This is a genomic window from Bacillus sp. FSL K6-1338 (assembly GCF_038006965.1).
Lineage (GTDB): Bacteria > Bacillota > Bacilli > Bacillales > Bacillaceae_G > Bacillus_A > Bacillus_A thuringiensis_S.
Window position 1 is genome coordinate 4,023,782 of record NZ_JBBOWI010000001.1, and the last position, 25,148, is coordinate 4,048,929.

Genomic DNA, 25,148 nt, shown 5'->3' on the forward strand with positions numbered 1-25,148 from the left:
GGTAACCACACCTTTTGTAAAAGTTATATATGAATGATTAGCGACGGCTAATAATATCGTGACCGTTGCGTAAGTAAGTGCTACGAGAATTTTTCAAGCTTGCAATGCGCTCTTCAGCTAGACGATCTGCCGCTACATAAGTTGCTATGCCATCGCGTTTTGAAATTTCGATTACTTTTGCAATCGTGTCATAAATAGACTCAACACGTTTTAGTGCACGTTCTCTATTGTATCCATATAATTCGTCTGCTACGTTAATTACGCCACCTGCATTAATTACATAATCTGGTGCGTATACAATACCCATTTCATGAATGATGTCACCGTGACGATCTTCTTTTAATTGGTTATTTGCAGAACCTGCGATTACTTTTGCTTTAAGTTGTGGAATAGTTTCATCATTAACTGTTGCGCCTAATGCACATGGTGCGTAAATATCGCATTCAACACCGTAAATTTCATTTGGTTCAACTGCTGATGCACCGAATTCTTCTACAGCACGTTGTACAGCTTCTTTATTAATATCTGTAACGATTAATTTTGCTCCTTCAGCGTGTAAATGTTTGCATAGATGATATGCTACGTTACCAACGCCTTGAACAGCAATTACTTTTCCTTCTAAATTGTCAGTACCGAAAGCTTCTTTTGCAGCTGCTTTCATACCACGATAAACACCGTATGCAGTTACTGGAGATGGGTTACCAGAAGAACCGAATGATGGTGAGATACCTGTTACAAAGTCAGTTTCTTCGTGGATAATATCCATATCATCTACTGTTGTACCAACATCTTCAGCTGTAATGTATCGTCCGTTTAGTCCTTGGATATAACGTCCTAGTGCACGGAACATTGCTTCACTCTTATCTTTACGAGGATCACCGATAATTACTGTTTTCGCACCACCTAAGTTTAAACCAGCTGCTGCGTTTTTGTATGTCATCCCTTTTGCAAGACGCAATGCATCTTCAATCGCCGCTTCTTCAGAATCATATGTCCACATTCTTGTTCCACCAAGAGCCGGTCCAAGTGTTGTATCATGAATTGCAATAATTGCTTTTAAACCAGATTCTTTATCTTGACAAAATACCACTTGCTCATAATCATATTTTTCTAAGTATTCGAAGATTTCTAATGTCATTGTCGTTTCCCCCTAATGTTTTACCCTTTTTGGTTTATTTTGAAGCAGTCGCAACTGCCAATGCTAATGAATATACTTTTGTTTCTGCTGAATCAGCACGAGATGTTAAAACAATCGGTGCTTTTGCGCCAGCAATCATTGCTCCTACTTTTGCATCCGCAAAGTATACGAGTGATTTATATAGCACATTTCCAGCTTCAATCGTTGGGACGAGTAAAATATCTGCCTTACCTGCTACATCACTTACTATGCCTTTATGCTCTGCTGCAATTTGTGATACTGCATTATCTAAAGCAAGTGGTCCATCAACGATACAATCTTTAATTTGTCCGCGGCGATTCATTTGTGTTAACATCGCTGCATCAATTGTCGCCTGCATCGCTGGATTCACAACTTCTACTGCTGCAATTGGTGCCACTTTTGGCAAGTCGATTCCTATTGCCTGGGCAACTTCTACAGTATTTTGTATAATAGCAGCTTTTTGTGTTACATCAGGTGCGATGTTCATCGCTGCATCTGTAACGAAAATAAGACGATCATAATTTGGAACTTCAAATGCTGCTACATGTGAAAGTACGCTACCTTTACGTAGGCCCCACTCTTTGTTTAACACAGCCTTCAAAATATTCGCTGTTGGGATGTTCCCCTTCATAAGCACGTCTGCCTCACCATTTCTCACAGCTTTAACAGAAAGTTCTGCAGCCTCTGCATTAGACATTGCTGCAATCACTTCAACATGTTCTGAAGTTTGTAAACCATGTTCTTGTAGCATCCCCATTATTTTTTCTTGATTTCCATATAGACGAAATTGAGCTAGCTGTAATTTAATTGCTTTCGCTACAGCTTCAATTACTTCATGATCTTCAGCTACTGCTACAGCTACAGTTTTTTTAGGCTGTCCCGCTGCTTGATCAATTAAGTATTCTAACTTCATATTTTGTAATCAACCCTTTCCGTCGTCCCTCGTCTATTTATAAAGCAAATACCGTGCCAACTTTTAAAAGTGGTCTTACCAATAATGAAAACGCATTCAAAATGCAGTAAAATCAATACTTTGGAAAATAACAAAAGATTCTGTCTTATTTTGTCGCTTTTTGTATACCATGCAATAAATTGCACAGTACGCAATTTATTGCATGCTATTTTTTGCATGGTCATACTTTTCTAGCTTATAATATAAATTTCGTACGGAAATTCCTAACGCTTTTGCAGTTTGTGTTTTATTCCCATCAAATCTCTCCAAATATTCATGAATAATATTCCCTTCAAACTCTGTCACTAAATGTTCAAGTGGCTTTTCTTCTAATTCAGGTAATAAATGAGATTGCTTTGACTCCACCTGCTCTTCGTTATGTAATGGTGGTAAATGTTGTACATCAATATATATCTCGTTATAATTCATAAAAATAATCGCTCGTCCTAAAATATTTTCAAGTTCTCTCACATTCCCTGGCCATTCGTATGATTGTAAATATAAAATAGCTGAATCAGTGAGCCCTTCTACATTACGACCATAATCTTGATTAATTTTTTGAATCAACCTGTCCGCAATTTTCGGTATATCTCCTTTACGTTGACGAAGAGATGGAATTTGAATTGGAATTTTATTTAATCGATAATATAAATCCTCCCTAAACTTCCCTTCTAGAATAGCCTTTTCTAAATTCACATGTGTCGCTGCAATTACTCGAACATTAATAGGTATCGCTTTCGTTCCACCAACTTTTACAATTTCTTTTTCCTGCAATACACGAAGGAGTTTCGCTTGTGTATTTGCAGATAACTCCCCTATTTCATCTAAAAAAATACTACCGTTATTCGCTTCCTCAAAGAACCCACGTTTCCCGCCTCTTTTCGCTCCAGAAAACGCCCCTTCCTCATAACCAAATAATTCACTTTCTAACAACGTCTCCGAAATGGCCGCACAGTTTACACGGACGAACTTATTGTATTTTCGATTACTTCCATTATGGATTGCATGGGCAAACAATTCTTTACCAGTCCCAGATTCACCGCGTAACAGTACCGTTGCCGGTGTATTCGCTCCTAGCTTCGCCTGTTCGATAGCTGCAGTTGTTTCATCTGAATTTCCGACAATATCATCAAAAGAATATTTCGCTTCTAATGTGCGAATGATTTGCCTCGCTCTATTCAATTCATTTGTTAACTTTTGAATTTCCGACACGTCACGGATAACGCCGACGCTTCCTTTCAATATTCCATCCACAATAACTGGCGCTACGTTTACAATTACATCGCGCTTTTTTTGCCCAATCTTCATATGTATTCCGCGCACCGCACGACGCGTTCGAAGTACTTTCATATGCATACTTTCGCCTTCTACAATATCAGTTGTAGCAGGCTTCCCAATAATATCTTCTTCTGTTAAACCCGTTAATTTCGTATATGCCGGGTTAATGACTAAACCTCTTCCTTTTTCATCCACAACCGAAATCGCTTCTTCAGATGAGTTAATAATCGCCTCTAATAGTGTTTGAATTTCTTTTAAGTCTGTAACTTCTTCCGCTAAATCTACAACTTCTGTTATATCTTTAAAAATTGCAAATGCCCCTTGTACCTCTCCGCCCTCTTTTAATATCGGTATACGCGTTGTAATAATTTTCTTTCCATTCTCTAATGTTAGTTCATAATTTACTTCTATTTGTTTCGTACGTATAATGCGAAGTAATTTACTAGTCGGAATAACTTCTAAAATATATTTTCCTATCGCCTCTTCTTTTTTATATCCGATAATACGCTCTGCACTTTTATTAAAAAGACGAACTTGTCCCTCTTGATCAATTACGATCATGCCGTCATGCGTAGAATTTAAAATTAATTCTCCTTGTTGCGTTTGTTCCTCTAACCGCCCAATTAACCCTTCCTTCTCATGCGCTAATCCTGTAACAATTTTTGCAATATCACCTGGTATAAGAAGAGTGTCTTTTTTCTTTTTTTCCAATAAAACTTTATGTACATCATCTTCACCTGTCATATCAAATATTACATCGATATGCATAGAAAGAAATGGAGTTACACTTTCTCCAATTGCAATTCCATATTCCTTAGCAATTTGTAATCCTTTTGCCAACGGATTTATATCAATAATCCCTATAATTTGAAATATATTCGAACTATATAACAGATTCAGCAGTGCGCTCCCGCCTTCACCTGCACCAACAATTAATACTTTTTGTTTCATATATTACACTTCCTCTCGAAGTAACTCTGCAAATTTTTTCACACCCTTATCTTACTCGTTCAACCCCCTCTTGACAAACCCCCTTTTCATATAACATCATTAAAATAAACAAAATAATCTGAAAAGGAGCGTTTATATGCAGCGTTACCTTGCTCTATCATTAGCACTCATCCCTATTTCATTAGCTGTGTTTGGTATAAAGTTAATGAGAGATACTGTATTCGGGATTCTATTTCCACCAATCTCTATACTGTGGTTACAATTTTTAATCGGCGCTCTCTGCTTCGGGCTCGGGTTTTATATTTTTGGTGGCTTCGTCGTACACCGAGATCGTAAACGAAATAAAGTACAAGCTCGCTTCAGAAGATAGGAATGCCCCACTATTTATAAATAAAAAAATGAGACCGTTACACGCGGTCTCATTTTTTTATCGGCAATAACGTTCTTGCCGTTTCAGGGTAATCAGTAATAATCGCCGATATATTCATATCAAAATATTTACGCATAAGCGTTTCTTCATTAATTGTATAAGGACGAACCTCTACACCACTTTCCATAGTTAGTTCAGCAATAGCATCTTGAAGGTAACGATAATTCGGATGTACTGCTGTAGCCCCCATTTTTTTCGCGTATGCCCACGGACTATGCAAACCTTCGCGATATAAAATTGCAGTTTGAATATCAGGAGCCATCATATGGCACCGTTTCATACTGTAGTGATTAAACGAAGAAAATACAACGCGATCCTCTAAACTAAATTTCCGTACAAGCGTTATAACTTCTTCCTCTAAACCTCTATATGGAATTTTATTATTTTTAAGTTCAATATTAAGTAGCAAACTCGTTTGTTCAAGCCACTCTAATACCTCTTCTAAAAGTGGTATTTTACAAAAACCTACTTTATCACCAAATTTATAACTTGCATCTAACTTACATAAGTCCTCATATACATAATTCCGAACCGCACCTTTTCCATTTGTAGTCCGGTCCACCGTTTCATCATGAATGACGACAACTTTTCCATCTTTCGTTAATTGAACATCAAGTTCAATTCCATCCGCTCTAAAAGACTCAGCCGCTTCAAATGAAAGCATTGTATTTTCTGGGTACGTTCCAGCCGCACCACGATGCGCAAATATAAGAGTCATCCTCACTCCCCCAATCTTATGCTATACTATACGAAAAAGGAGGTACTTCTATGAGACCATTGCAAATTTCTCCAGATACTGCATTCCGCTTATCAAAAGCACTAGGTGTTCCACTTGAACAACTCATGCATATGCCGCAACACATTTTAATTCAAAAGCTAGTTGAATTAGAAAAACAAAATAAAGACGAAGAATAATACAGTCCTGTTTTGCAGGGCTTTTTATTATTTTCTATTATATCACGGATGACTTCCCTGCTAAAATCCTTTAACAGATGTGCTACGATGCGATTTAGCCGTTCCTTTATTATTTTTGTTACAAATCATAAAGAAAGCAGACTATTTATTTATAAGCCCCCATTGCGTCCTTAAACACGATCATAAAAAACTAGAAGCCCTTTATATTATTTTTTATTGAACGTGCGGAGCATCCCCTGATTCGTATAGTTCTTTCGCTTTTTCCTCCCCGAATGTAGTTAAAATATAATGTTGCTCTTCTACCGCATCCATCGCTCTAGTTGCTTTACAAACGTTATCTTCTTGAACATCCGAGAAATAATTGTGATCTTCTACAATTTTACTAAAATCTTTTTGTGCCCATCTATTAGCAATTGCTAATAGCTCATTTTTCTTCGAAAAGCTACTCTTATTTATGATTTCTTTTAATTTTTTAGCATTATTTTGAATCATTGGGATAGAGCCCGATTTTCGTTCTGCCACCACTTTTTGATGAGTCATGCGATGCATCGCTGTAATGACTTCTCTTTCAGTAGAATTTTCAGTAACATACACATCAACAAAGACCCCATCTACCTCTCTACCTACTATTGTTTGGTCTTCTTTTTTATCTATTTGAGCGCTCACTTCTTTATCTACTGGATTATCGGCAAGTTCTAACATCCCAAATGTAACTGCAATAGCAAGAACTCCCATAGCTGCTACTATTCCTAGCCAAGTTGAAATTTTATTTTTCATTCCCCTTCCCCCTATCTATATCTATTTAATTGTCTTATAAAAAAACTCACTTACATGTAATATTACTAAAAATAGGTTTTATTTTCCATAATATCAAATAATCTCTTTTTCTAAACAAAATAAAAAAACCAACGAATTATAACATTCATTGGTCTTTCATTAAAAAGTTTATTAGTTTTAAAATTACTGTCGAGTATAGAGTTCCAGCATGCATCGGTTTTACTAAAACAAAAACCCTTTTCTACTTCTACTCTCAGCTAGCTTTATGTTCAAGTCTCAGCTTATCCGCAACCATTGCGATAAACTCAGAATTCGTAGGTTTTGCTTTTGACATGGACACTGTATAACCGAATAAGGACGAAATAGAATCAATATTCCCACGGCTCCACGCTACTTCAATCGCGTGACGAATTGCGCGCTCCACACGGCTTGCTGTTGTATTATATTTCTTTGCGATATCTGGATACAATACTTTCGTAATCGATCCTAATAATTCGATATCGTTGTATACCATGGAGATTGCTTCTCGTAAATACATATATCCTTTAATATGAGCGGGTACACCAATTTCATGAATGATACTCGTAATACTCGCATCTAAGTTTTTCGGTTTTCCATCTACTGTTGTTGCTGATCGGAATGATGGTAGTGGACGTTTAATCATAGCGTTTGCTTTACCACTCACTTGACGAATATGACTCGTTAAATTCTCCATATCAAATGGTTTTAATATGAAATATGAGGCACCTAAGTCAACTGCTTTTTTCGTCACATCTTCTTGCCCGAATGCTGTCAACATAATTACGCTAGGCTGTTTTAACCTTTCAATATGTCGCATTTTTTCCAATACAGCTAAACCATCTAAGTGTGGCATAATAATGTCTAAAACGAGTACATCAGGTTGCTTATCTGCTAATAAGTTTAAACACTCTTGACCATTATAAGCAGTACCGATTACTTCCATATCATCTTGAGCAGCTACATAGCTCTCTAACATTGATACTAGTTCTTTATTATCATCCACAAGACATACTTTAATTTTCTCCACAGCTTTTCCTCCCTTACCGAATCGATTCTCCGACATGTGTATCCTTCTAGGCTACATGAATTGTTCGACAATTGTGTGAAAATTCCCTTTTAAAGTTTCTTACTTTCCGATAAAATCACAAAAAAATATGTTTATCGTTCATTTATTCCCTTTCGCAACACATTCCATCATAGAAATACAACGAAACGTTCAACCCTTTTCTTTTATTTTACAACAAAAAACACCTCTTGCGGAGCTTTTACAAAATTTCAACGAATTTTTCAACAGAAAAAGCGAGCTAATATATATATTAGCTCGCTTTTTTCTCTTGATCATAAATATTAATTCCAGCTTGATGTAACATCCATTCAATATGAACACCATATCCTGATGTTGGATCATTTACAAATACATGCGTAACAGCACCAATTACTTTTCCATTTTGTACAATTGGACTTCCGCTCATCCCTTGTACGATACCGCCCGTTTTCGCTAATAGACGTTTATCTGTTACTTTTATTACCATACCCTTTGTGGCTGGGAATTTTTGTTGCACTGTACTAACAACTTCAATATCAAACGCTTCTACTTTATCTTGATCAATAACTGTTAATATTTTTGCCGGTCCTTCTTTTACTTGATGAGATAATGCGATAGGCATCGCTTTATCCATTATACCGTTTTTCATATTCGTATTTAATTTGCCAAAAATACCATATGGACTATTAATTGTAATATTGCCAATCACTTCACGATCTGGTGAGAATCTTGCTAATTTCTCCCCTGGATTCCCATGACTACCTCTTTCAATTGATGTGACTGTCGAGCGCATAATTTGTCCATCTTCGACTTGAATCGGCTTTTTCGTATCATTATCAGAAATAACATGACCAAGTGCCCCGTATTTCATAGAATCTGGATGAACAAATGTCATCGTTCCAATTCCAGCTGCCGAATCACGGATATACAAGCCAATTCGATAAGACGATTCACCGTTGTCTTTTTGTGGAGTTAGCTTCGTACGAATATATTTTCCATCTCTTAACAATACAAGATTAAGCGGTTCACCTGTTTCTCCACTATTATGAATAAACGGTGCTACATCACTCATTCTTTCAATTGTTTTACCATTAATTTCAGTAATCATATCTCCAATTTGTACACCTGCTGTTTCACCAGGAGATATTTTACCCTTTTCAGTTTGAATTAAATGATGGCCTACAACAAGTACACCTTTTGTATTTAATTTCACACCAATTGATTGTCCACCTGGAATTACTTTAAAATCTTTTAACACTTTCACATTTACTTTTTTCACTGGAAAACCAGCAAGCTGAAATACCATATCAGCTTCACCATTTTGATGAGAATTTACCATAAGTCCTTGTTTTTGTTCATTCGAACTCACTGTAAATACATGACGATTTGTGGATGAAGCTTTGAAAACTGGTAATGATGATATTTCTGATTGTTGTCCTTCAAAAACAACAAGTTGTTTCGGTGATGAAATAAACGTTCGAAGCGGTTTAAAACATCCAATAAAAACTAAAGAAACAAGGAGACAAAGACCTATTATTTTTCGAAATTTTTCTAATTTCAACTTGTTCACTCTCCTCGCTCCTACCCCACATTCAGCCTCTTGGCTTCACTTTTTAATCTCTCCTTGCAGTGCATTATTTATAACCGGAAGAATTAAGAAATCGTCATTTGAGAAAAAAAGCTATCCATTACTGGATAGCCTCTGCTGTCTGTTTAAAATGATGCGCTTGCGTAAGTAATTCTTTCGCATGCTCTGTCGTTAAATCTGTGATTTCTACACCAGAAATCATTCGAGCTATTTCTGTTACTTTATCCTCCATAGTTAAAACAGTAACTGATGTAATTGTCCGATCATTCGCTACTTGTTTTCGAATAAATAAATGTGAATCCGCCATTGAAGCTACTTGAGGTAAGTGCGTAATACAAAGTACTTGCGAGTTTACTGATACTCGATAAATTTTTTCCGCAATAGCCTGTGCGACTCGGCCACTTACACCCGTATCCACTTCATCAAAAATAACAGATGCAACCCCTTGATGCTTAGAAAAAATGCTTTTTAAAGCTAAAATAATACGAGATAACTCTCCGCCAGAAGCAACCTTTGAAAGTGGTTTTAGCGGCTCTCCTGGGTTCGTTGAAATATAAAATTCCACATGATCGTAACCATCCACCGTAAGTCTTACCGGTGCACCTTCCACAAGGGGTTCTTCTGCATTTCCTGCTCTCTTCATAATTCGCACTTCAAATTTCGTTTTTTCCATATATAATTCTTTTAATTCCTGATGAATTGCATTTGTAAGATGTTCTGCAAGCTCATGACGCATATTACTTAACAACGTTGCTTCTTTCAGAATAACACTCTCTAATTCCTTCAACTGTTTCTTCGTCGTTTCAATATGAACGTCTTTATTTTCAATTGTAAAAATTTCCTGTTCAATTTTATCTGCATACGCTAAAATCTCTTCTACAGTATTTCCATATTTTCTCTTTAGCATACGAATTTCATTCAAACGTGTTTCGATTTCATCTAAACGATTTGGATCATATTCCATCATATCGAGCTTTTCTCTCAGTTGATAGGCAACCTCTTCTAATAAGTAATAGCTATTTGCAATTGAATCATAATTCTCTTGATACATTTCATCTAAATGTGTAATACTTTCCATTTGTCCCATTGCACTTCTTACATTATCTAACCCTTGTCCGTCGGCACTTAACGAACGATATGCATCACCTAACGCTTTATAAATCTTTTCAAAATTAGAAATTTGCAATCGTTCCTCAGTTAATTCATTTTCTTCATCCATCTTTAAATCTGCCTTGCGAATTTCTTCATGCTGAAATTGAATTAAATCTAAGCGATGTGCCATTTGTTGTTCATTTTCACTTAACGATTTCAATTGTTTTTTTAATTTTTCATAGTCAGCGTATACATTTTGATATATGTCTAATTGTTTAACGATTCGATCCCCATCAAAGTGATCAAGCATAAACAGATGTCGTTCTTCATTCATTAAATCTTGTGTTTCGTGCTGTCCATGAATATCAACAAGTGATTTCCCAATTTCTTTTAATATGCTAAGTGTAACAAGCTTCCCATTTACACGACATACACTCTTTCCGTTCGCAGCAATATCACGCTTTAAAATAATCATGCCATCTTCTATTTCTATATCTAACTCTTCTGCCTTTTCAATACATGGATGCTTCTCATCTTCAACATAAAATAGCCCTTCAATCTCAGCCTTTTCTGTTCCATATCGAACAAATTCTGCTGATCCACGGCCACCTACAAGTAAACTAATCGCATCAATAATAATCGATTTTCCGGCCCCTGTTTCACCGCTTAAAACCGTTAAACCTTTTTGAAAAGAAATATTTAATGCTTCAATAATAGCAAAGTTTCTAATCGATAATTCCGATAACAATGCCCCATTCACCTCGTTATAAAATAATCCCTTACTAAAGGATTTTCTCAGTTCTTCATTCAAATAATCATGTTATATATTTGTATGTATATACTCTTCTAACCCGCTTCATTGTACCAAACATTTGTTTTACGGGTCAATCCATCTATTTTCTAACTTTATGCAAACAAAATATTATATTACAATTGAAAATTCATATTTTTAACCAATAAAAATATCTTGTTCACTTTCCACTTTACGATGGAAAGCAAACAAGATTTTTTGTTACAACATATTTAAGAAACGATCAGAGACAACACCTGTATCGTCAGGTGTACGGCAAATAATTAAGCAAGTATCATCACCACAGATGGTTCCGATGATCTCATCCCACTCTAAACGATCAATAAGTGCTCCAAGTGAATGAGCGTTACCAGGCAATGTTTTTAGCACAAGCATATGTCCTGCCGTGTCTAATTTTACAAATGAATCCACTAGATTTCGTTTTAATTTTTGTAACGGGTTAAATCGTTGATCTGCTGGCAAGCTATATTTATAGCGCCCATCATGTAATGGCACCTTCACTAAGTGCAGTTCTTTAATATCGCGCGATACTGTTGCTTGCGTTACATTAAATCCCTCATTACGTAAAATATCAACTAATTCATCTTGTGTTTCAATTTCTTTGTTTGCAATAATTTCCCTGATTTTAATATGGCGCTGACCTTTATTCATACATTTGCACCTCACACTATCTCTTACCATAGTTTAAACATTGGTATACTTCACTTATTTATGTTAACTTATAATTCGTTTCTTGTACACAATTGTTTTTACAATCATTATACAATTACAGCAAAAAGAGGAACAACATATGTTATTCCCCTTTCCCTTTTTGTTTTAGAACGTCATGCGCTTCTGTAACAACTTGCTCTATAGAAATCGGAGAATGATTTTCGCCATTCTCACGTTCACCATGCCATTTCAGATGAATTAAAAATTCAATATTACCGTCTCCACCCGTAATTGGTGAAAATGTTAAACCTTCCACATCATAGCCTTCTTTTAAAGCAAACTCGACAATCATTTCTACAACAGCTTCATGTACTTTTCTATCACGAACGATACCTTTTTTCCCAACTTGCTCTCTTCCAGCTTCAAACTGTGGTTTAATTAACGCCGCTACATCTCCGTTAGGCATAAGCATTGTTTTTAAAACTGGCAGTATAAGCTTTAATGATATAAATGAAACATCAATACTTGCAAATTGAGGTAAACCACGTTCTAAGTCTGCTGGTGTCACGTAACGGAAATTTGTTCGTTCCATTACAACAACACGCTCATCTTGACGTAATTTCCACGCTAGTTGATTGTATCCTACATCTAATGCATAAGATAATTTCGCTCCATTTTGAAGCGCACAATCTGTAAAGCCACCAGTTGATGAACCAATATCTATCATAACTTTATCTTGTAAATCAAGATGAAATGTCTCTAATGCCTTTTCAAGTTTATAACCACCACGACTTACATACGGCATAACTTGTCCCTTCACCGTAATCTCAGTATCTTGCGAGATTTTCTCTCCTGGCTTATCAAGTCTCATTTCATTTGCATATACGAGTCCCGCCATAATGGCGCGCTTTGCTTTCTCACGCGTTTCTATAAGTCCTCGCTCTACTAATAGTACATCTACTCTTTCTTTTTTTACGCTCATTTGTTACGCCCTTTTTTGTTTTGATGGAATCATTGTATGAATACGGTCTACGACAGCATCTGTCGTTAAACCAATTTCTTCTAATAATTTTGTTACACTTCCGTGCTCTATGAAGCGGTCTGGAATACCCATTCGTTCAACTAATGCACTATGGTAACCATTTTCAGATGCAAATTCAACTACTCCTGTTCCAAAACCACCAATTAAACAAGCTTCTTCAATCGTTAAAATCGGTATATTCTTTCCTAGAAGATCATGTAAATATGCTTCATCCATTGGTTTAATAAAGCGAGCATTCACTACTTTCACTGAAACTCCAGCTTTTTCAAGACGCTCAGCGGCTTCCATCGCCATTGGTATTGTCGTACCAAACGTTAAAATAGCTGCTTGTGTACCCTCTTTTAACGTCTCCCACGTACCGATCGGAATCGCCTTTAATTCTTCATCCATATGAACGCCAAGTCCATTACCGCGCGCATAACGCAATGCGATTGGTCCATCTTCATATTGCATCGCCGTATAAACTAAATGTTGCCCTTCATTTTCATCTTTCGGCATCATAAGCACCATATTTGGCAAGTGACGTAAGAATGAGATATCAAATACGCCTTGATGCGTTTCACCATCTGCTCCTACTAATCCTGAGCGATCTATTCCAATGAAAACATTTAAATTTTGGCGGCATATATCATGAACAACTTGGTCATATGCTCTTTGTAGAAATGTCGAATAAATTGCTAAGAATGGCTTCATTCCTTGCGTTGCCATACCTGCTGCCATCGTTGTAGCATGCTGTTCTGCAATACCTACATCAATCATACGATTTGGGAATTCTTTTTGGAATTTCTCAAGTTTTGATCCAACAGGCATTGCAGGTGTAATTGCTACGATACGCTCATCCGCTCTCGCTAGCTTAAGTACTGTTTCACTAACAACAGCACTCCATGCTGGTGCAACTTCTTTCGGCTTAACAAAGTCACCTGATTCAATTTTATAAGGTCCTGTTCCATGCCAAGTTCCAATAACGTCACTCTCGGCCGGTTTATAACCTTTTCCTTTTTTCGTAATAACGTGAACAAGCACTGGGCCTTTTGTTTTCTTTGCATATTGCAACGTTTCGAATAGCTTTTCATAATCATGCCCATCGACTGGACCTAAATATGTAAAGCCTAACTCTTCGAAAAAGACACCAGATACTAGTAAATATTTAAGACTATCTTTTATTTTCTCTGCTGTCGCAGCCACTTTCCCGCCAACTGCTGGGATTTTCTTTAATATATACTCTAATTCATCTTTTACCCAGTGATATTTTCCTGCGGTACGTAAACGACCAAGTACATTATGGAGCGCACCAACGTTTGGTGCAATTGACATTTCATTATCATTCAAAATAACAATCATATCTGTCTTTTCATGTCCAATATGGTTCAATGCCTCTAAAGCCATTCCGCCTGTTAAAGCACCATCTCCAATAATTGGTATAACATATTCTTTCGTTTTCTTTAAATCACGTGCCAGAGCCATTCCCATTGCAGCCGATAACGATGTCGAGCTATGACCAGTTTCCCATACGTCGTGCTCACTCTCACAACGTTTCGGAAAACCACATAGGCCTTGATATTGCCTTAATGTACCAAACTCTTTCGCGCGTCCAGTTAAAATTTTATGTACATAGGATTGATGTCCTACATCCCATAAAAATTTATCTTGCGGGCTATCAAATAATTTATGCAGAGCAATTGTGAGTTCTACTACACCTAAATTAGGCGCAATATGTCCACCTGTTTGAGAGAGCTCTTCAATTAAAAACTTACGAATATCCTCACTCAATCCCTCTAGTTCACTGATAGACATATCTTTCAAAAAACTAGGGTTTTGAATTTGCGTTAGATCCACATGGATCACTCACTTTCATTTCATAATCTGTCAACATGTCAAATATTATAAAAAACATTTACACAAAACAAGAAATTCTCTTTTCTATTTTTCGTCTTGTCCCGCTATTAACCAGTCTATTGCGCCCTAATCCTATTATAAACCATATTTCTTTAGGCGATGAAAAAAATAGCCGCTAACACGAAGTGATAACGGCAATGTAATCTACATATATTTTTGCCAATAACAAGAAAAGAAAAACCTTTTCCTACAGTTATATCATAAAATGATAAATGACTCAACAAATGAAAACGCTGTTATATTAGTTATTACGTTTTGCAATTAAATCGCAAATAGATAGTAAATATTCATCTTGTAATTGCAAGGAGCTAATCGCACCTTTTGCTTCTGCAATTGTTTCTTCTAAAATATCCTTTGCTCTATCTACAGTAAACAACGTCGTATATGTACTCTTTTCGTTAGAAAGATCACTACCAATCGGTTTCCCAATCTCTTCTTCGGTTCCTTCGACATCTAAAATATCATCTCGAATTTGGAAAGCTAGACCGATATATTTGGCAAACGTAAGCAACTTTTCTTCTTGCTCTTCTGTCGCATCAGAAAGTATCGCACCCGCAAGCACAGCAAATTCAAGCAGTTTTCCCGTCTTATGTTTATGGATGTACTCCAATTCATCAATCGTAAGGCGTTTCCCTTCAGCTTCCATATCTGCCACTTGTCCGCCAACCATTCCTTCTGGTCCTGCTGCTTTTGCAAGTTCAAGTACAAGTCTTACTTTTTTTTCGGCAGAAATTTCTTTTTGCTCATATGCCATAATTACTTGAAAAGCATACGTCAATAAGCCATCTCCTGCTAAAACTGCCATCGCTTCACCAAATACTTTGTGATTTGTGGGTTTTCCTCTTCTTAAATCATCATCATCCATACAAGGTAAATCATCATGAACTAAAGAATATGTATGAATCATTTCAAGAGCACAAGCTGCACCTACTCCAAGATTTCTTTCTTTCCCAAACGCTTGTAATGTTGCAAACAAAAGTAACGGGCGGAGACGTTTTCCACCCGCTTCCAAAGAATATGCCATCGCTTCACGAAGTACATTTGGACATTGTAATTCATTTGCATAGCTTACAAGTTTCTCTTCTACGAAAGTTTTACTTTCTTTCAAAAAAGTATCAAAAGCAATCGTCACTATGCTTCATCTCCTACAGCAGTAAACGGTTCAAGCTCTCCATCTTCCCCAAGAATAACTGCCATTTGTTCTTGTACATTCTTCAACTTCTCATCACAAAGCTTAGATAATTCCATGCCCTCTTTAAAATAAGAAATCGCTTCTTCTAACGGTACGTCACCTTGTTCTAGCTTAGAAACAAGATGCTCAAGTTGCGAAATTGCCTCTTCAAAGCTTAATTTATTTTCCATTATTCAATTCACGCTCCTCTATGCCTGATACGCTACAATCTAGTATTCCATCTTGTAATTGAACTGAAACAGCATCTCCAAGGCTTACATCTTTCACACTTTTTAACACTTGCTTCTCTTCATCATATACAAGCCCGTACCCTCTCATCATTACTTTAAGCGGACTTAACGCTTCAAGTTTTTGAGCAGCTCTTACAAAGGCAAATTCTTTCGTTTGAAGTAACGTTTGCATTTCACGTTGTAATTGCTTTTGCAACGTTTCAACAGCTACCTTTGTTTGCATAATTTTTTGAGATGGGTGGTGCTTCTCTAAATAAAATGAAAGTTGCTTTAACTGATTCACCTTTTTATCAATATAGCGCTCTTTCGCTAAAACAAGCTGTTCTAGCGCTCTATCTAATTGCTCTTCCTTTTGCTCATATACTTGTCTTGGATAACGGAACGCATACGATTTTTGCAACACTTGTAGTTTTTCTTCTTTTTTATGTACTAACTCTCTCATCGCTCTTTGCAATCTCAGAGTTCTTTGCAATACCTTTTCTTGTAACTCTATAATGTTAGGTGCTGCCAGCTCAGCTGCTGCAGTCGGTGTTGGCGCGCGTAAATCTGCAACAAAATCTGCGATTGTAAAATCCGTTTCATGGCCTACTGCCGAAATAATAGGAATTTCACTCTTAAAGATTGCTCTTGCAACCATTTCCTCATTGAAAGCCCATAATTCCTCAATAGAACCTCCACCACGGCCAACGATTAGTACATCTATCTCTCCCATTTCATTCGCTGTACGAATCGCTTGTACAATCGAGGGAGCCGCTGACTCCCCTTGTACAAGTACCGGAAATACAATAACATTCCCAATTGGATAACGACGTTTAATCGTTGTTATAATATCACGAATCGCTGCTCCTGTTGGCGACGTAATCACACCTATTGTTTTAGCGTAAGGAGGAATTGCTTTTTTATAAACTTGAGAAAAAAGTCCTTCTTCTTCTAAACGAACTTTTAACTGTTCGTACGCTAAATGTAAATTTCCGACTCCGTCAGGCTGCATGTCTTGAATATAAATTTGATAAGAACCACTCGCCTCGTAAACAGAGATTTTCCCTTTCACGAGTACCTTCATCCCATTTTCAGGTTTGAATTTAATATTACGATTATGACCCGCAAACATAACCGCTGCGATTCTTGCATTTTCATCTTTCAATGTAAAATACATGTGGCCACGGCTATGATTTTTAAAGTTGGAAATTTCACCTTTTAACCAAACAGACTGCAAATGCGGATCATATTCTATTTTTGTTTTTATATAGCGTGTTAACGCTGTAACGGTTAAATATTGCTTCTCCATTTCTCTCTCCTCATAGCCGACTCAAATTATTTACAAACGACACCTGCACGTTTGGCAGATTCAACAGTATTATGAAGAAGCATTGTGATTGTCATTGGACCAACACCCTTTGGCACAGGTGTAATGTAACCCGCAACATTTAACACGTTGTCAAAATCAACATCACCACAAAGTTTCCCTGTTTCTAAACGGTTTACACCAACGTCAATTACAACCGCTCCTTCTTTAATATAATCCGCTGTTATCATTTTAGGTCGTCCAACAGCTACGATTAAAATATCCGCTAACTTCGATAACTCTTTCATATTTTGCGTCTTAGAATGACAATATGTGACAGTTGCATTTTCATTTAAGAACAATTGTCCCACTGGTTTACCGACAATATTACTTCTTCCAATTACTACTACATGTTTTCCAGAAATATCAAGATTCGTTTCTTTTACTAATTCTACAATACCGTGCGGTGTACATGGAAGGAATGTATCTTGTCCCGTCATCATACGTCCCACGCTAATTGGGTGAAATCCATCTACATCCTTTTCTGGTGAAATTCTTTCAATGATAGCTTTTTCTTCAATATGTTTCGGTAAAGGTAATTGCACTAATATGCCATTAATACGGTCATCGCCATTTAAGCGATCGATTTCAGCAAGCAAGCGTTCCTCAGTAATTGTTTCAGGAAGTTCAATTAGCTCTGAGTAAATCCCTACTTGTTCACAGCCTTTTTCTTTTCCTTTTACATAAGAACGAGATGCTGGATCTTCTCCAACTAAAATAACTGCTAATCCTGGTACAATCCCTTGCTCTTTCAACTTCACAACTTCTTCTGTTAATTGTGCTCGTTTTTTCTCCGCAACTTCATTTCCTTTGATGATTACTGCTACCATTTTAAGATTCCCCCTTAAAGAATTTACAGTGTATCTTTTATATTAGATAAAACGCCGTTAATAAAACGACGAGATTCCTCATCCCCAAATGTTTTAGCAATTTCAATTGCTTCGTTAATTGTTACGTTGTGTGGAATTTCTTCCATGTATTTCATTTCATACACAGCTACACGTAAAATACTGCGATCAACAATACTAATACGCTCAAGCTTCCACTTTTTTAAGTTTTGACGAATCGCTTCATCGATTGCTTCTTTATTTTCTACAAAACCCACTACAAGTGACTCTAGAAACTCATTTGTTTCTTCGCCTTCATCTAGCGTGTTTTCCACTGCTACTTTCGGTTCTAATTCACCTGTAATATCCATTTGGTATAATGCTTGCATTGCTCTTTCTCTAGCCGTCCTACGTTTCATTGTAACTCTCCTTTATGCTTCAAGTCTTTCCTTATACTTTGTTATATTATTATAATTTATAAGCCGTCAATTCACTTACTCTTACAGTTTTCATTGATTTTCCAACCTTATAATACAATGATAATAACACAATTTATCGTTTCACACACGGGTTACAAGGCTGAAAAATAATAAAAAGATTAACTTCAAGTTCCATATCTTATCACAATGTACGTTTTTTGGAAAAACGACACATTTTCTTTTTTATTTCTTATTTTTTGAAATAGTATAATAATTAGAGGATTGTAATTTGTGAAGAAATGAAACGATAAAAAAGATGCCTATGTTACTAGGCACCTTTTCATTCTTACACTGGTTCGATTTCTGTTTTTTGTGTTTCGAATGTTACGCCAACGATGTGAACATTCACTTCTTTTGGCTCAAGTCCTGTCATTGTAAAGAGCGCTTGGCGAATATTGTCTTGAATCTTTTGAGCAACAACTGGAATTGCTACACCAAAATACATTACAACATAAAGGTCAACGATAATATCTTCGTTTGCTAATTCAACCTTTACACCTTTACCATGATTTTTCTTACCTAACTTCTCAACAACATCTGTAGCAAAATTACCGCGCATTGCCGCTACACCTTCTACTTCAGCAGCTGCAATACCTGCAATTACTTCAATTACTTCTGGTGCAATTTCTACTTTACCAAGAGTTGTATCTTGACCCATATCTAACATATGTTCAGCCATGAAAAAAACCTCCTTTAATGTATCACTGCGTCACAAGTTCATGCTCTTCCAAAAATTTCGTATTAAACTCACCTTTTACAAAATCAGGATGATCTAGCAATTGCAAATGGAACGGGATTGTTGTATGTACGCCTTCAATGACAAATTCACTAAGTGCGCGCTTCATTTTTGCAATTGCCTCTTCACGTGTTTTTCCGTGAACAATTAATTTAGCAACCATCGAATCATAGAAAGGTGGGATTGAATATCCCGGATATACAGCTGAATCGACGCGAATACCAAATCCTCCTGGTGGTAAGTACATTTCTACTTTACCTGGAGATGGCATGAATTTTTTGGCAGGGTTTTCCGCATTAATTCGACATTCAATTGCCCAACCATTAAATTGTACTTCTTCTTGCTGTAACGATAACTTTTCTCCTGAAGCAACAAGAATTTGTTCTTTAATTAAGTCGATTCCCGTTACCATTTCAGTAACTGGATGCTCAACCTGAATTCTCGTATTCATCTCCATGAAATAAAAGGTTTTCGTTTTATATTCATAAATAAACTCAACCGTACCAGCACCTGTATAATCAACCGCTACCGCCGCTTTAACTGCCGCTTCACCCATCTGCTTGCGAATATCTTCATCAAGTGCAGGTGATGGACTTTCTTCTAATAGTTTTTGCAAACGGCGCTGAATTGTACAATCACGCTCTCCTAAATGAATGGCATTTCCGTGTGTATCTGCCATTATTTGAATCTCAACATGGCGGAAATCTTCAACGTACTTTTCTAAGTATACACCAGGGTTCCCAAAAGCGGTACTAGCTTCTTGCTGTGTAATTTGAATTCCTTTTATAAGCTCTTCTTCATGGCGTGCAACACGAATACCTTTTCCGCCGCCACCTGCAGTCGCTTTAATAATGACTGGATATCCAATTTGATTAGCAAGCTCGATCGCTTCTTCGGTATTTTTAATAATCCCTTGTGAACCTGGTACAATCGGAACCCCTGCTTCTTTCATTGTATCACGAGCAACGTCTTTTGTGCCCATCTTTGAAATAGCTTCTGGACTTGGACCGATAAAAATCAAGTTACATTCACGGCATAACTCTGCGAAATCTGCATTCTCTGCTAAAAATCCGTATCCCGGATGAATAGCATCGCAGCCTGTTAACTTCGCAACGCTAATAATATTCGTCAAATTTAAATAGCTTTCTTTCGAAATCGTTGGTCCTACACAATACGCCTCATCTGCAATCTGTACGTGAAGTGACTCTTTATCTGCTTCTGAATAAATTGCAACTGTTTCAATGTCCATTTCTTTACAAGCACGAATAATTCGTACAGCAATTTCCCCACGATTGGCTATTAATACTTTTTTTATCATCACAAAGACTCCCTTATTACGCTTTTACAAGAAATAGCGGTTGTCCATACTCAACAAGCTGTCCGTTATTAACAAGAATTTCAACAATTTCGCCCTCTACATCAGCATCAATTTCGTTAAATAACTTCATAGCCTCGACAATACATACGATAGAATCTTTCGATACTCTATCCCCAATACTTACATATGGAGGTGTATCAGGTGAAGATGAAGAATAGAATGTACCTACCATTGGTGAGGTAATCTTATGTAGGTTTTCATCTTGAACAGTTTTCTTCTCTTCTTGCTTCGGTGCTTCTGCTTGCGCTGCTGCTACTGTCGTTTCAACTTCAACAGGCGCTACTGGTTGCATAGCTTGTTTTGCTGCAGGTGCTTGCACAGCAACAACTTCATTACCACGCTTTTTCATTTTGATTGTTGTACCGTCTTTTTTGTATTCAAATTCATCAATATTAGAGCTATCAATTAATTTAATTAATTCACGAACTTCTTGAATTTTAAACATGTAAAATCCACTCCCATACTCTTGTTTGTCCCGTTTTTACAGATTCTCGTCACAAAACTAGATTGACTGTAAAAATACGATGTATTCTATTAGAAAATATATTTCATTAACTAATAGAAATATTTACTATTTCCATCTTACGATAAATTTTTTAAACATTCCAATTTATATTTCTTTATAATAAATCGAAACTCCTGTAAAAAATATTATTCCAATAAAAAATTATTACCTAGTAATAATACCAAGTTTCACACGAAATTGGCAAGACCACTTCAAAAAAAAACATTGACTACTTTTGCAAAACGTTACATAGCAAACACGCCATTCCCTCTCCACTCTTCACCACATCTATATTCAATAACATATTTTTACCAAATATTAATTTTTGTTTACACGCCGTTCATCATTCCTTCATATAAGAATAGTATGTTCAAAGTGTAGAAAATATATTGTGCTGAGGTGTGGAAATATGATATGGCTCATCCTCTTTTTACCTGCCGTAATCGTTTGGGCATGTGTTCTTTGCATCCACGTCAAATCCGGAAAAAGTAATCATCAGTACCATGAACCATTAATCTTTTACTCACAACGTGTTTCTCCATTCCGAGTTGAACATAGTAAAAATAACTACAAAGACAAAATAGAAAAAAGCTATCGAAAATGATAGCTTTTTTCTATTCACACGTACTTACATACTCTATTCCACTATTTGCATACCCTTTGCTTAGTAAAAGGTAATAATCCGCAGGGAAACCCCCTACGGATTAAAGTTTCACTTATTTCGCTGGTGGATCAAATTTCACACCTACATCTTTTGATCCGCCTTCACTTCTTACAAGTTGAATAATTTTATTTGCTTCTTTCTGTGAATGTTTTGCCGCTTTAACCGTTACTCTAATATCTGTACCATCAGCTCTTACAAGAGCATCTGGATATCCTCCTTGAGATTTAATTACTGTCTCAAGTAATTCTTGCTTCGTTTCCATTGTAGTGATTGCATCAAAGTTATCTTTCGCTTTACTCTTTTCTGTTGCTGAAGATTTCGAAGAATTCATCACTTCTTGTAATTTTGCTTTCGCTTCACTACGTTGATCTTCCATTTGCATACGTAAGGCTGTGAAATTCTCATCACTTGATTGAACTGATACATTACCCTCTTTTTTACTTGTTTCTTTTTTAGTATTTTCTTTTTTGTCTGTTTCTTTATTTGTTGTTTCCTTGCTTGTATTTTCTTTTTTCGGGGTTTCTTTAGGTGCTTCGTTTGTTACTGCTTTATCAGTACCTTGTTTTTCTTGTCCAATCTTTTCACCTGTTGCCGGCGATGCTGTATTCATTTTGTCAGGAGTTGTCACGTAATACACAGATAGTACAACAACTAAACTTAACATCGTTAATAGCCAAACTGTTTGTTTTTTTAACACTTTATTTCCTCCCTATCAATTTTTCGGTGAAACTGAAACGCGATGGGCTGGTACATCTAGCAGCCTTATCACAGCTTCTTTTACCATTGCTTTAACTTGTATATTATCCACTCCCTTTGCTACGACAAGAACACCACGTACTTTCGGCTTCTCTGTTCGTAAAACAACAGGAGTTTCTTTATCCCCTTCACGTATAATGACAGTCTTTTCATCAAGAGACTCGTCCTCTACTTCTCTCTTACCGCCTGTTTTATCTGTTTCACCTGTTGTTTGTGAGCGTTTCACTGTATTTTTTTCTAAAATTTTTTCTTCAGATGAATCTAAATTCACTTTAATCGTTACGTCTTTTACTCCTGCTATTTCTTCTAAAGCAGCTTTTAATTCTTGTTCATACGCTTTTTCATATTTTTCTACATTTGACATACTATCATTATTTTTTTGTCCGAAAGTTGGTAAGTCTTTTTCTTGGTTTTGAGTTTTTTGTTCTTTAAATACAGGTACTTCTTCTTTTTTACTTGAAAATAGACTACTAGAAAACATAAGCAAAATTCCAAGTATGAGTAGGACAAGTAAAAACTTAGGTGTTACCTTTTTACCCTTCTCGTTGCTTTCTTTTTGATCCCCATTCAATAAGTTTCGAAAAAATGAGAACTTCGAATTTTTATCTTTATTGTCCATTTACTCTACCTGTCCTCCCTTCCATTTGAACTTGGATTTGTTTACCCTCTAGTTGCCACCTGCTTGAAAAGAAATCTTTCATTTCCACATTCGTTTCTTCCACTTTTTTTGGAGGCTCTTTCGTATTAATTTCAATTGGCTTTACTGTTTCGATTGCATCATTTTTACTGCGTTCTTTTTCTTTCAACGTCACAACAACAGATTGAATATCTTTCGCCGACTTTACTTCTTCTGTATTTTCTGCTGCGACTATTTGTATTTCAGAGACAGTCATACCATACTTTTTCTCAAACTCTTTTCCTACTTCTTTTTTCATTTTGGTAGCCATCTCTTCTAAACTATATGCACGTGTTAGAGCTTGTATTTCTTTTTTCTTCGAATCTATTGAATTTTTTACAGATCCTTCTGCTACGTACTTTTCTTCATTAAAATTTGCAATTACTTCATTTACATCTGTCTGCAATAATTTAAAAAGAGGCGTTAAAATTAATACAACTAACAAAAGACTTACAACAAATTTAACGTATTTTTGCAAATTCGAATTTGGAAGAATAAGATGAAGCATTGTCGCTAAGAGCAAAAAAACGATAATATTTCTAATCCACTCTGTAACAAATTGCATACTCTTCACCTCCTACCGCATCATAAGTGTAATATTCCCCGCAGCAATAATAATTGTAATACTTAAAAAGAACATAAATGATACGATAGCTAAGCAAGCAAATACGTAAATGATGCTTCGTCCAATAATGTCTAAGCATTGAATAATTGCTCCGCTGCCAACCGGTTGCAATACTGCTGCTGCGAATTTATAAATAAATGCGATACAGAAAATTTGAATCGCTGGAAAGGCAACAATTAAGCATAAAATGACGAGCCCAATAATTCCGACTGTGTTTTTCAATAATCCTGATGCGCTAATAACAGTATCTGCCGCTTCTGTAAACATCCTTCCAACTACTGGAATGAAGTTTCCTGTTACAAATTTAGCAGTTTTCACAGCTATTCCATCAGCAACAGCTGTTGCTGTTCCTTGTACAGATAATACTCCTAAAAAAATCGTTAAAAAAATACCGATAATCCCAACGCTAACATTTTGCAGAAGCTTGGACAATTTCGTCACTTTATATTGATCACTCATTGTACTTACAATACTTAATATCGTTGCCAGTAATAAAAGTGGTAGAACGATATAATTCATAAGAAGCCCACTCGTATTCATTAAGAAAATGATAACCGGATGAAAAAACGATACAGATACACCCCCCCCGCCAGTTGCTATAAGCGCCAGCAAAATTGGCAATAATGCTAATATAAAATCTACCATTGTTTGTATCGTTTCTCTTGCATATGTCATAACGACATAAAAACTATTTAAAGCAAAAATAATAAGTACCATATATACAACAGCATCAGCAATTTTACTTACGCTACTTTTTGAAAAAGCGGATTGCAGTGATTGCAACAATGCACTAAAGATTGTGAGCATAATAAGTGTGCCAAGCAGTTTTCCATTAGCTGCAAGCTCATGAAATAAATATTTTAATAACCCTATCATCCACTCTTTTAGAGAGAATTCTTTTTCTCCCTTTACAAACTCCATAAAGCTCCCTTTTTGACTCTCTGGCAAATAGCCTCCATATTTTGTAACAAGCCCGTCCCAAAATTGCTTCACATCTTCAATTCCGAGCTTATCCAATTGTTGATCAACGACGTTTGTTTCTACAGGAGAAGCTTGTACAACAACCGGTAAAGAAAAGAAAAGGAAGCAAGCAAATAGCAGCTTAGCTCCAAACCTCCTCAACATTC

Annotated in this window: 26 protein-coding genes; 3 read left to right on the plus strand and 23 right to left on the minus strand. The window is 36.3% G+C overall.

All coding sequences use genetic code 11. The features are described 5' to 3' along the window. Positions 1-37: 37 nt before the first annotated feature. From NZ044_RS20525 to NZ044_RS20535, 3 genes are all read right to left on the minus strand, one after another. The gene (locus tag NZ044_RS20525) at positions 38-1,138 is read right to left on the minus strand and encodes a leucine dehydrogenase (RefSeq protein WP_000171355.1); all 1,101 of its coding nucleotides are present in this window, start codon (positions 1,136-1,138) and stop codon (positions 38-40) included. A 34-nt stretch (positions 1,139-1,172) separates the two neighbouring features. Beyond that, on the minus strand, positions 1,173-2,072 hold the full coding sequence (gene yqiS, locus NZ044_RS20530) for a phosphate butyryltransferase (protein WP_000764673.1): 900 nt from the start codon (positions 2,070-2,072) through the stop codon (positions 1,173-1,175). 195 nt (positions 2,073-2,267) lie between these two features. After that, on the minus strand, positions 2,268-4,340 hold the full coding sequence (locus NZ044_RS20535; protein ID WP_000810981.1) for a sigma-54 interaction domain-containing protein: 2,073 nt from the start codon (positions 4,338-4,340) through the stop codon (positions 2,268-2,270). Positions 4,341-4,476: 136 nt separating this feature from the next. Here NZ044_RS20535 and NZ044_RS20540 point away from each other — a divergent pair, with 136 nt between their 5' ends. After that, positions 4,477-4,710 (plus strand): DUF2627 domain-containing protein, encoded by a 234-nt coding sequence (locus NZ044_RS20540; protein WP_001190195.1) that lies wholly within the window; start codon positions 4,477-4,479, stop codon positions 4,708-4,710. 49 nt (positions 4,711-4,759) lie between these two features. On the opposite strand, the gene NZ044_RS20545 is transcribed toward NZ044_RS20540, so the two are convergent. Beyond that, positions 4,760-5,488, minus strand: coding sequence for a glycerophosphodiester phosphodiesterase (locus NZ044_RS20545; RefSeq protein ID WP_000172594.1), 729 nt, complete (start codon positions 5,486-5,488; stop codon positions 4,760-4,762). A 50-nt stretch (positions 5,489-5,538) separates the two neighbouring features. Here NZ044_RS20545 and NZ044_RS20550 point away from each other — a divergent pair, with 50 nt between their 5' ends. Then, positions 5,539-5,685 (plus strand): YycC family protein, encoded by a 147-nt coding sequence (locus NZ044_RS20550; RefSeq protein ID WP_001247670.1) that lies wholly within the window; start codon positions 5,539-5,541, stop codon positions 5,683-5,685. A gap of 213 nt (positions 5,686-5,898) precedes the next feature. Here the strand turns inward: NZ044_RS20550 and NZ044_RS20555 are convergent, their stop codons facing one another. From NZ044_RS20555 to accB, 15 genes are all read right to left on the minus strand, one after another. Then, positions 5,899-6,462: a PRK06770 family protein gene (locus NZ044_RS20555; RefSeq protein WP_000791083.1), complete on the minus strand. Its 564-nt coding sequence runs from the start codon at positions 6,460-6,462 to the stop codon at positions 5,899-5,901. Positions 6,463-6,715: 253 nt separating this feature from the next. Next, on the minus strand, positions 6,716-7,510 hold the full coding sequence (spo0A, locus tag NZ044_RS20560; protein WP_014894889.1) for a sporulation transcription factor Spo0A: 795 nt from the start codon (positions 7,508-7,510) through the stop codon (positions 6,716-6,718). A 289-nt stretch (positions 7,511-7,799) separates the two neighbouring features. After that, on the minus strand, positions 7,800-9,098 hold the full coding sequence (spoIVB, locus tag NZ044_RS20565) for a SpoIVB peptidase (RefSeq protein ID WP_002000940.1): 1,299 nt from the start codon (positions 9,096-9,098) through the stop codon (positions 7,800-7,802). 118 nt (positions 9,099-9,216) lie between these two features. Then, a complete protein-coding gene (gene recN / locus NZ044_RS20570; protein ID WP_000947759.1) occupies positions 9,217-10,956 on the minus strand; it encodes a DNA repair protein RecN in 1,740 nt (579 codons plus the stop codon). 264 nt (positions 10,957-11,220) lie between these two features. Continuing rightward, positions 11,221-11,670: an arginine repressor ArgR gene (gene argR / locus NZ044_RS20575; protein WP_118961570.1), complete on the minus strand. Its 450-nt coding sequence runs from the start codon at positions 11,668-11,670 to the stop codon at positions 11,221-11,223. Positions 11,671-11,812: 142 nt separating this feature from the next. Continuing rightward, positions 11,813-12,652: a TlyA family RNA methyltransferase gene (locus NZ044_RS20580; RefSeq protein WP_000111874.1), complete on the minus strand. Its 840-nt coding sequence runs from the start codon at positions 12,650-12,652 to the stop codon at positions 11,813-11,815. Positions 12,653-12,655: 3 nt separating this feature from the next. Further along, on the minus strand, positions 12,656-14,548 hold the full coding sequence (gene dxs, locus NZ044_RS20585; RefSeq protein ID WP_000366457.1) for a 1-deoxy-D-xylulose-5-phosphate synthase: 1,893 nt from the start codon (positions 14,546-14,548) through the stop codon (positions 12,656-12,658). Between the two features lie 301 nt (positions 14,549-14,849). Next, on the minus strand, positions 14,850-15,740 hold the full coding sequence (gene ispA, locus NZ044_RS20590; protein WP_000150374.1) for a (2E,6E)-farnesyl diphosphate synthase: 891 nt from the start codon (positions 15,738-15,740) through the stop codon (positions 14,850-14,852). After that, on the minus strand, positions 15,740-15,970 hold the full coding sequence (xseB, locus tag NZ044_RS20595; RefSeq protein ID WP_000428424.1) for an exodeoxyribonuclease VII small subunit: 231 nt from the start codon (positions 15,968-15,970) through the stop codon (positions 15,740-15,742). The genes ispA and xseB overlap by 1 nt, the downstream gene beginning before the upstream one ends. After that, the gene (gene xseA, locus NZ044_RS20600; protein ID WP_000415249.1) at positions 15,960-17,318 is read right to left on the minus strand and encodes an exodeoxyribonuclease VII large subunit; all 1,359 of its coding nucleotides are present in this window, start codon (positions 17,316-17,318) and stop codon (positions 15,960-15,962) included. The genes xseB and xseA overlap by 11 nt, the downstream gene beginning before the upstream one ends. Positions 17,319-17,344: 26 nt before the next feature. Further along, positions 17,345-18,205: a bifunctional methylenetetrahydrofolate dehydrogenase/methenyltetrahydrofolate cyclohydrolase FolD gene (folD, locus tag NZ044_RS20605; protein WP_000226733.1), complete on the minus strand. Its 861-nt coding sequence runs from the start codon at positions 18,203-18,205 to the stop codon at positions 17,345-17,347. 23 nt (positions 18,206-18,228) lie between these two features. Continuing rightward, a complete protein-coding gene (gene nusB / locus NZ044_RS20610) occupies positions 18,229-18,621 on the minus strand; it encodes a N utilization substance protein NusB (RefSeq protein WP_000830247.1) in 393 nt (130 codons plus the stop codon). A gap of 346 nt (positions 18,622-18,967) precedes the next feature. Next, complete coding sequence (locus NZ044_RS20615) at positions 18,968-19,360, minus strand: Asp23/Gls24 family envelope stress response protein (protein WP_000807630.1); 393 nt, start codon at positions 19,358-19,360, stop codon at positions 18,968-18,970. Between the two features lie 22 nt (positions 19,361-19,382). After that, positions 19,383-20,735, minus strand: coding sequence for an acetyl-CoA carboxylase biotin carboxylase subunit (gene accC, locus NZ044_RS20620; RefSeq protein WP_081143509.1), 1,353 nt, complete (start codon positions 20,733-20,735; stop codon positions 19,383-19,385). A 16-nt stretch (positions 20,736-20,751) separates the two neighbouring features. Further along, positions 20,752-21,240 (minus strand): acetyl-CoA carboxylase biotin carboxyl carrier protein, encoded by a 489-nt coding sequence (accB, locus tag NZ044_RS20625; protein WP_000472862.1) that lies wholly within the window; start codon positions 21,238-21,240, stop codon positions 20,752-20,754. 469 nt (positions 21,241-21,709) lie between these two features. On the opposite strand from accB, the gene NZ044_RS20630 reads away from it, so the two are divergent. After that, the gene (locus tag NZ044_RS20630) at positions 21,710-21,904 is read left to right on the plus strand and encodes a hypothetical protein (RefSeq protein ID WP_003309905.1); all 195 of its coding nucleotides are present in this window, start codon (positions 21,710-21,712) and stop codon (positions 21,902-21,904) included. Positions 21,905-22,016: 112 nt separating this feature from the next. Here NZ044_RS20630 and NZ044_RS20635 read toward each other — a convergent pair whose 3' ends face one another. The 4 genes from NZ044_RS20635 to spoIIIAE are packed head-to-tail and all read right to left on the minus strand — an operon-like array spanning position 22,017 to position 25,146. Next, positions 22,017-22,661 (minus strand): SpoIIIAH-like family protein, encoded by a 645-nt coding sequence (locus NZ044_RS20635; protein ID WP_000914711.1) that lies wholly within the window; start codon positions 22,659-22,661, stop codon positions 22,017-22,019. A gap of 15 nt (positions 22,662-22,676) precedes the next feature. Continuing rightward, a complete protein-coding gene (gene spoIIIAG / locus NZ044_RS20640; protein WP_000368886.1) occupies positions 22,677-23,339 on the minus strand; it encodes a stage III sporulation protein AG in 663 nt (220 codons plus the stop codon). Then, positions 23,329-23,961: a stage III sporulation protein AF gene (spoIIIAF, locus tag NZ044_RS20645; RefSeq protein WP_001161037.1), complete on the minus strand. Its 633-nt coding sequence runs from the start codon at positions 23,959-23,961 to the stop codon at positions 23,329-23,331. Before spoIIIAF ends, spoIIIAG begins: the two co-directional genes overlap by 11 nt. Before the next feature lie 12 nt (positions 23,962-23,973). After that, positions 23,974-25,146 (minus strand): stage III sporulation protein AE, encoded by a 1,173-nt coding sequence (gene spoIIIAE, locus NZ044_RS20650; RefSeq protein WP_098424592.1) that lies wholly within the window; start codon positions 25,144-25,146, stop codon positions 23,974-23,976. Between the last annotated feature and the right edge of the window lie 2 nt (positions 25,147-25,148).

What these genes read in the sequence shown, in the direction of transcription:
- NZ044_RS20525 (WP_000171355.1), bottom strand. Translation starts at nt 1,138, where the DNA reads ATGACATTAGAAATCTTCGAATACTTAGAAAAATATGATTATGAGCAA.
- yqiS (WP_000764673.1), bottom strand. Translation starts at nt 2,072, where the DNA reads ATGAAGTTAGAATACTTAATTGATCAAGCAGCGGGACAGCCTAAAAAA.
- NZ044_RS20535 (WP_000810981.1), bottom strand. Translation starts at nt 4,340, where the DNA reads ATGAAACAAAAAGTATTAATTGTTGGTGCAGGTGAAGGCGGGAGCGCA.
- NZ044_RS20540 (WP_001190195.1), top strand. Translation starts at nt 4,477, where the DNA reads ATGCAGCGTTACCTTGCTCTATCATTAGCACTCATCCCTATTTCATTA.
- NZ044_RS20545 (WP_000172594.1), bottom strand. Translation starts at nt 5,488, where the DNA reads ATGACTCTTATATTTGCGCATCGTGGTGCGGCTGGAACGTACCCAGAA.
- NZ044_RS20550 (WP_001247670.1), top strand. Translation starts at nt 5,539, where the DNA reads ATGAGACCATTGCAAATTTCTCCAGATACTGCATTCCGCTTATCAAAA.
- NZ044_RS20555 (WP_000791083.1), bottom strand. Translation starts at nt 6,462, where the DNA reads ATGAAAAATAAAATTTCAACTTGGCTAGGAATAGTAGCAGCTATGGGA.
- argR (WP_118961570.1), bottom strand. Translation starts at nt 11,670, where the DNA reads ATGAATAAAGGTCAGCGCCATATTAAAATCAGGGAAATTATTGCAAAC.
- NZ044_RS20580 (WP_000111874.1), bottom strand. Translation starts at nt 12,652, where the DNA reads ATGAGCGTAAAAAAAGAAAGAGTAGATGTACTATTAGTAGAGCGAGGA.
- xseB (WP_000428424.1), bottom strand. Translation starts at nt 15,970, where the DNA reads ATGGAAAATAAATTAAGCTTTGAAGAGGCAATTTCGCAACTTGAGCAT.
- xseA (WP_000415249.1), bottom strand. Translation starts at nt 17,318, where the DNA reads ATGGAGAAGCAATATTTAACCGTTACAGCGTTAACACGCTATATAAAA.
- folD (WP_000226733.1), bottom strand. Translation starts at nt 18,205, where the DNA reads ATGGTAGCAGTAATCATCAAAGGAAATGAAGTTGCGGAGAAAAAACGA.
- nusB (WP_000830247.1), bottom strand. Translation starts at nt 18,621, where the DNA reads ATGAAACGTAGGACGGCTAGAGAAAGAGCAATGCAAGCATTATACCAA.
- NZ044_RS20615 (WP_000807630.1), bottom strand. Translation starts at nt 19,360, where the DNA reads ATGGCTGAACATATGTTAGATATGGGTCAAGATACAACTCTTGGTAAA.
- accC (WP_081143509.1), bottom strand. Translation starts at nt 20,735, where the DNA reads ATGATAAAAAAAGTATTAATAGCCAATCGTGGGGAAATTGCTGTACGA.
- accB (WP_000472862.1), bottom strand. Translation starts at nt 21,240, where the DNA reads ATGTTTAAAATTCAAGAAGTTCGTGAATTAATTAAATTAATTGATAGC.
- NZ044_RS20630 (WP_003309905.1), top strand. Translation starts at nt 21,710, where the DNA reads ATGATATGGCTCATCCTCTTTTTACCTGCCGTAATCGTTTGGGCATGT.
- spoIIIAG (WP_000368886.1), bottom strand. Translation starts at nt 23,339, where the DNA reads ATGGACAATAAAGATAAAAATTCGAAGTTCTCATTTTTTCGAAACTTA.
- spoIIIAF (WP_001161037.1), bottom strand. Translation starts at nt 23,961, where the DNA reads ATGCAATTTGTTACAGAGTGGATTAGAAATATTATCGTTTTTTTGCTC.
- spoIIIAE (WP_098424592.1), bottom strand. Translation starts at nt 25,146, where the DNA reads ATGTTGAGGAGGTTTGGAGCTAAGCTGCTATTTGCTTGCTTCCTTTTC.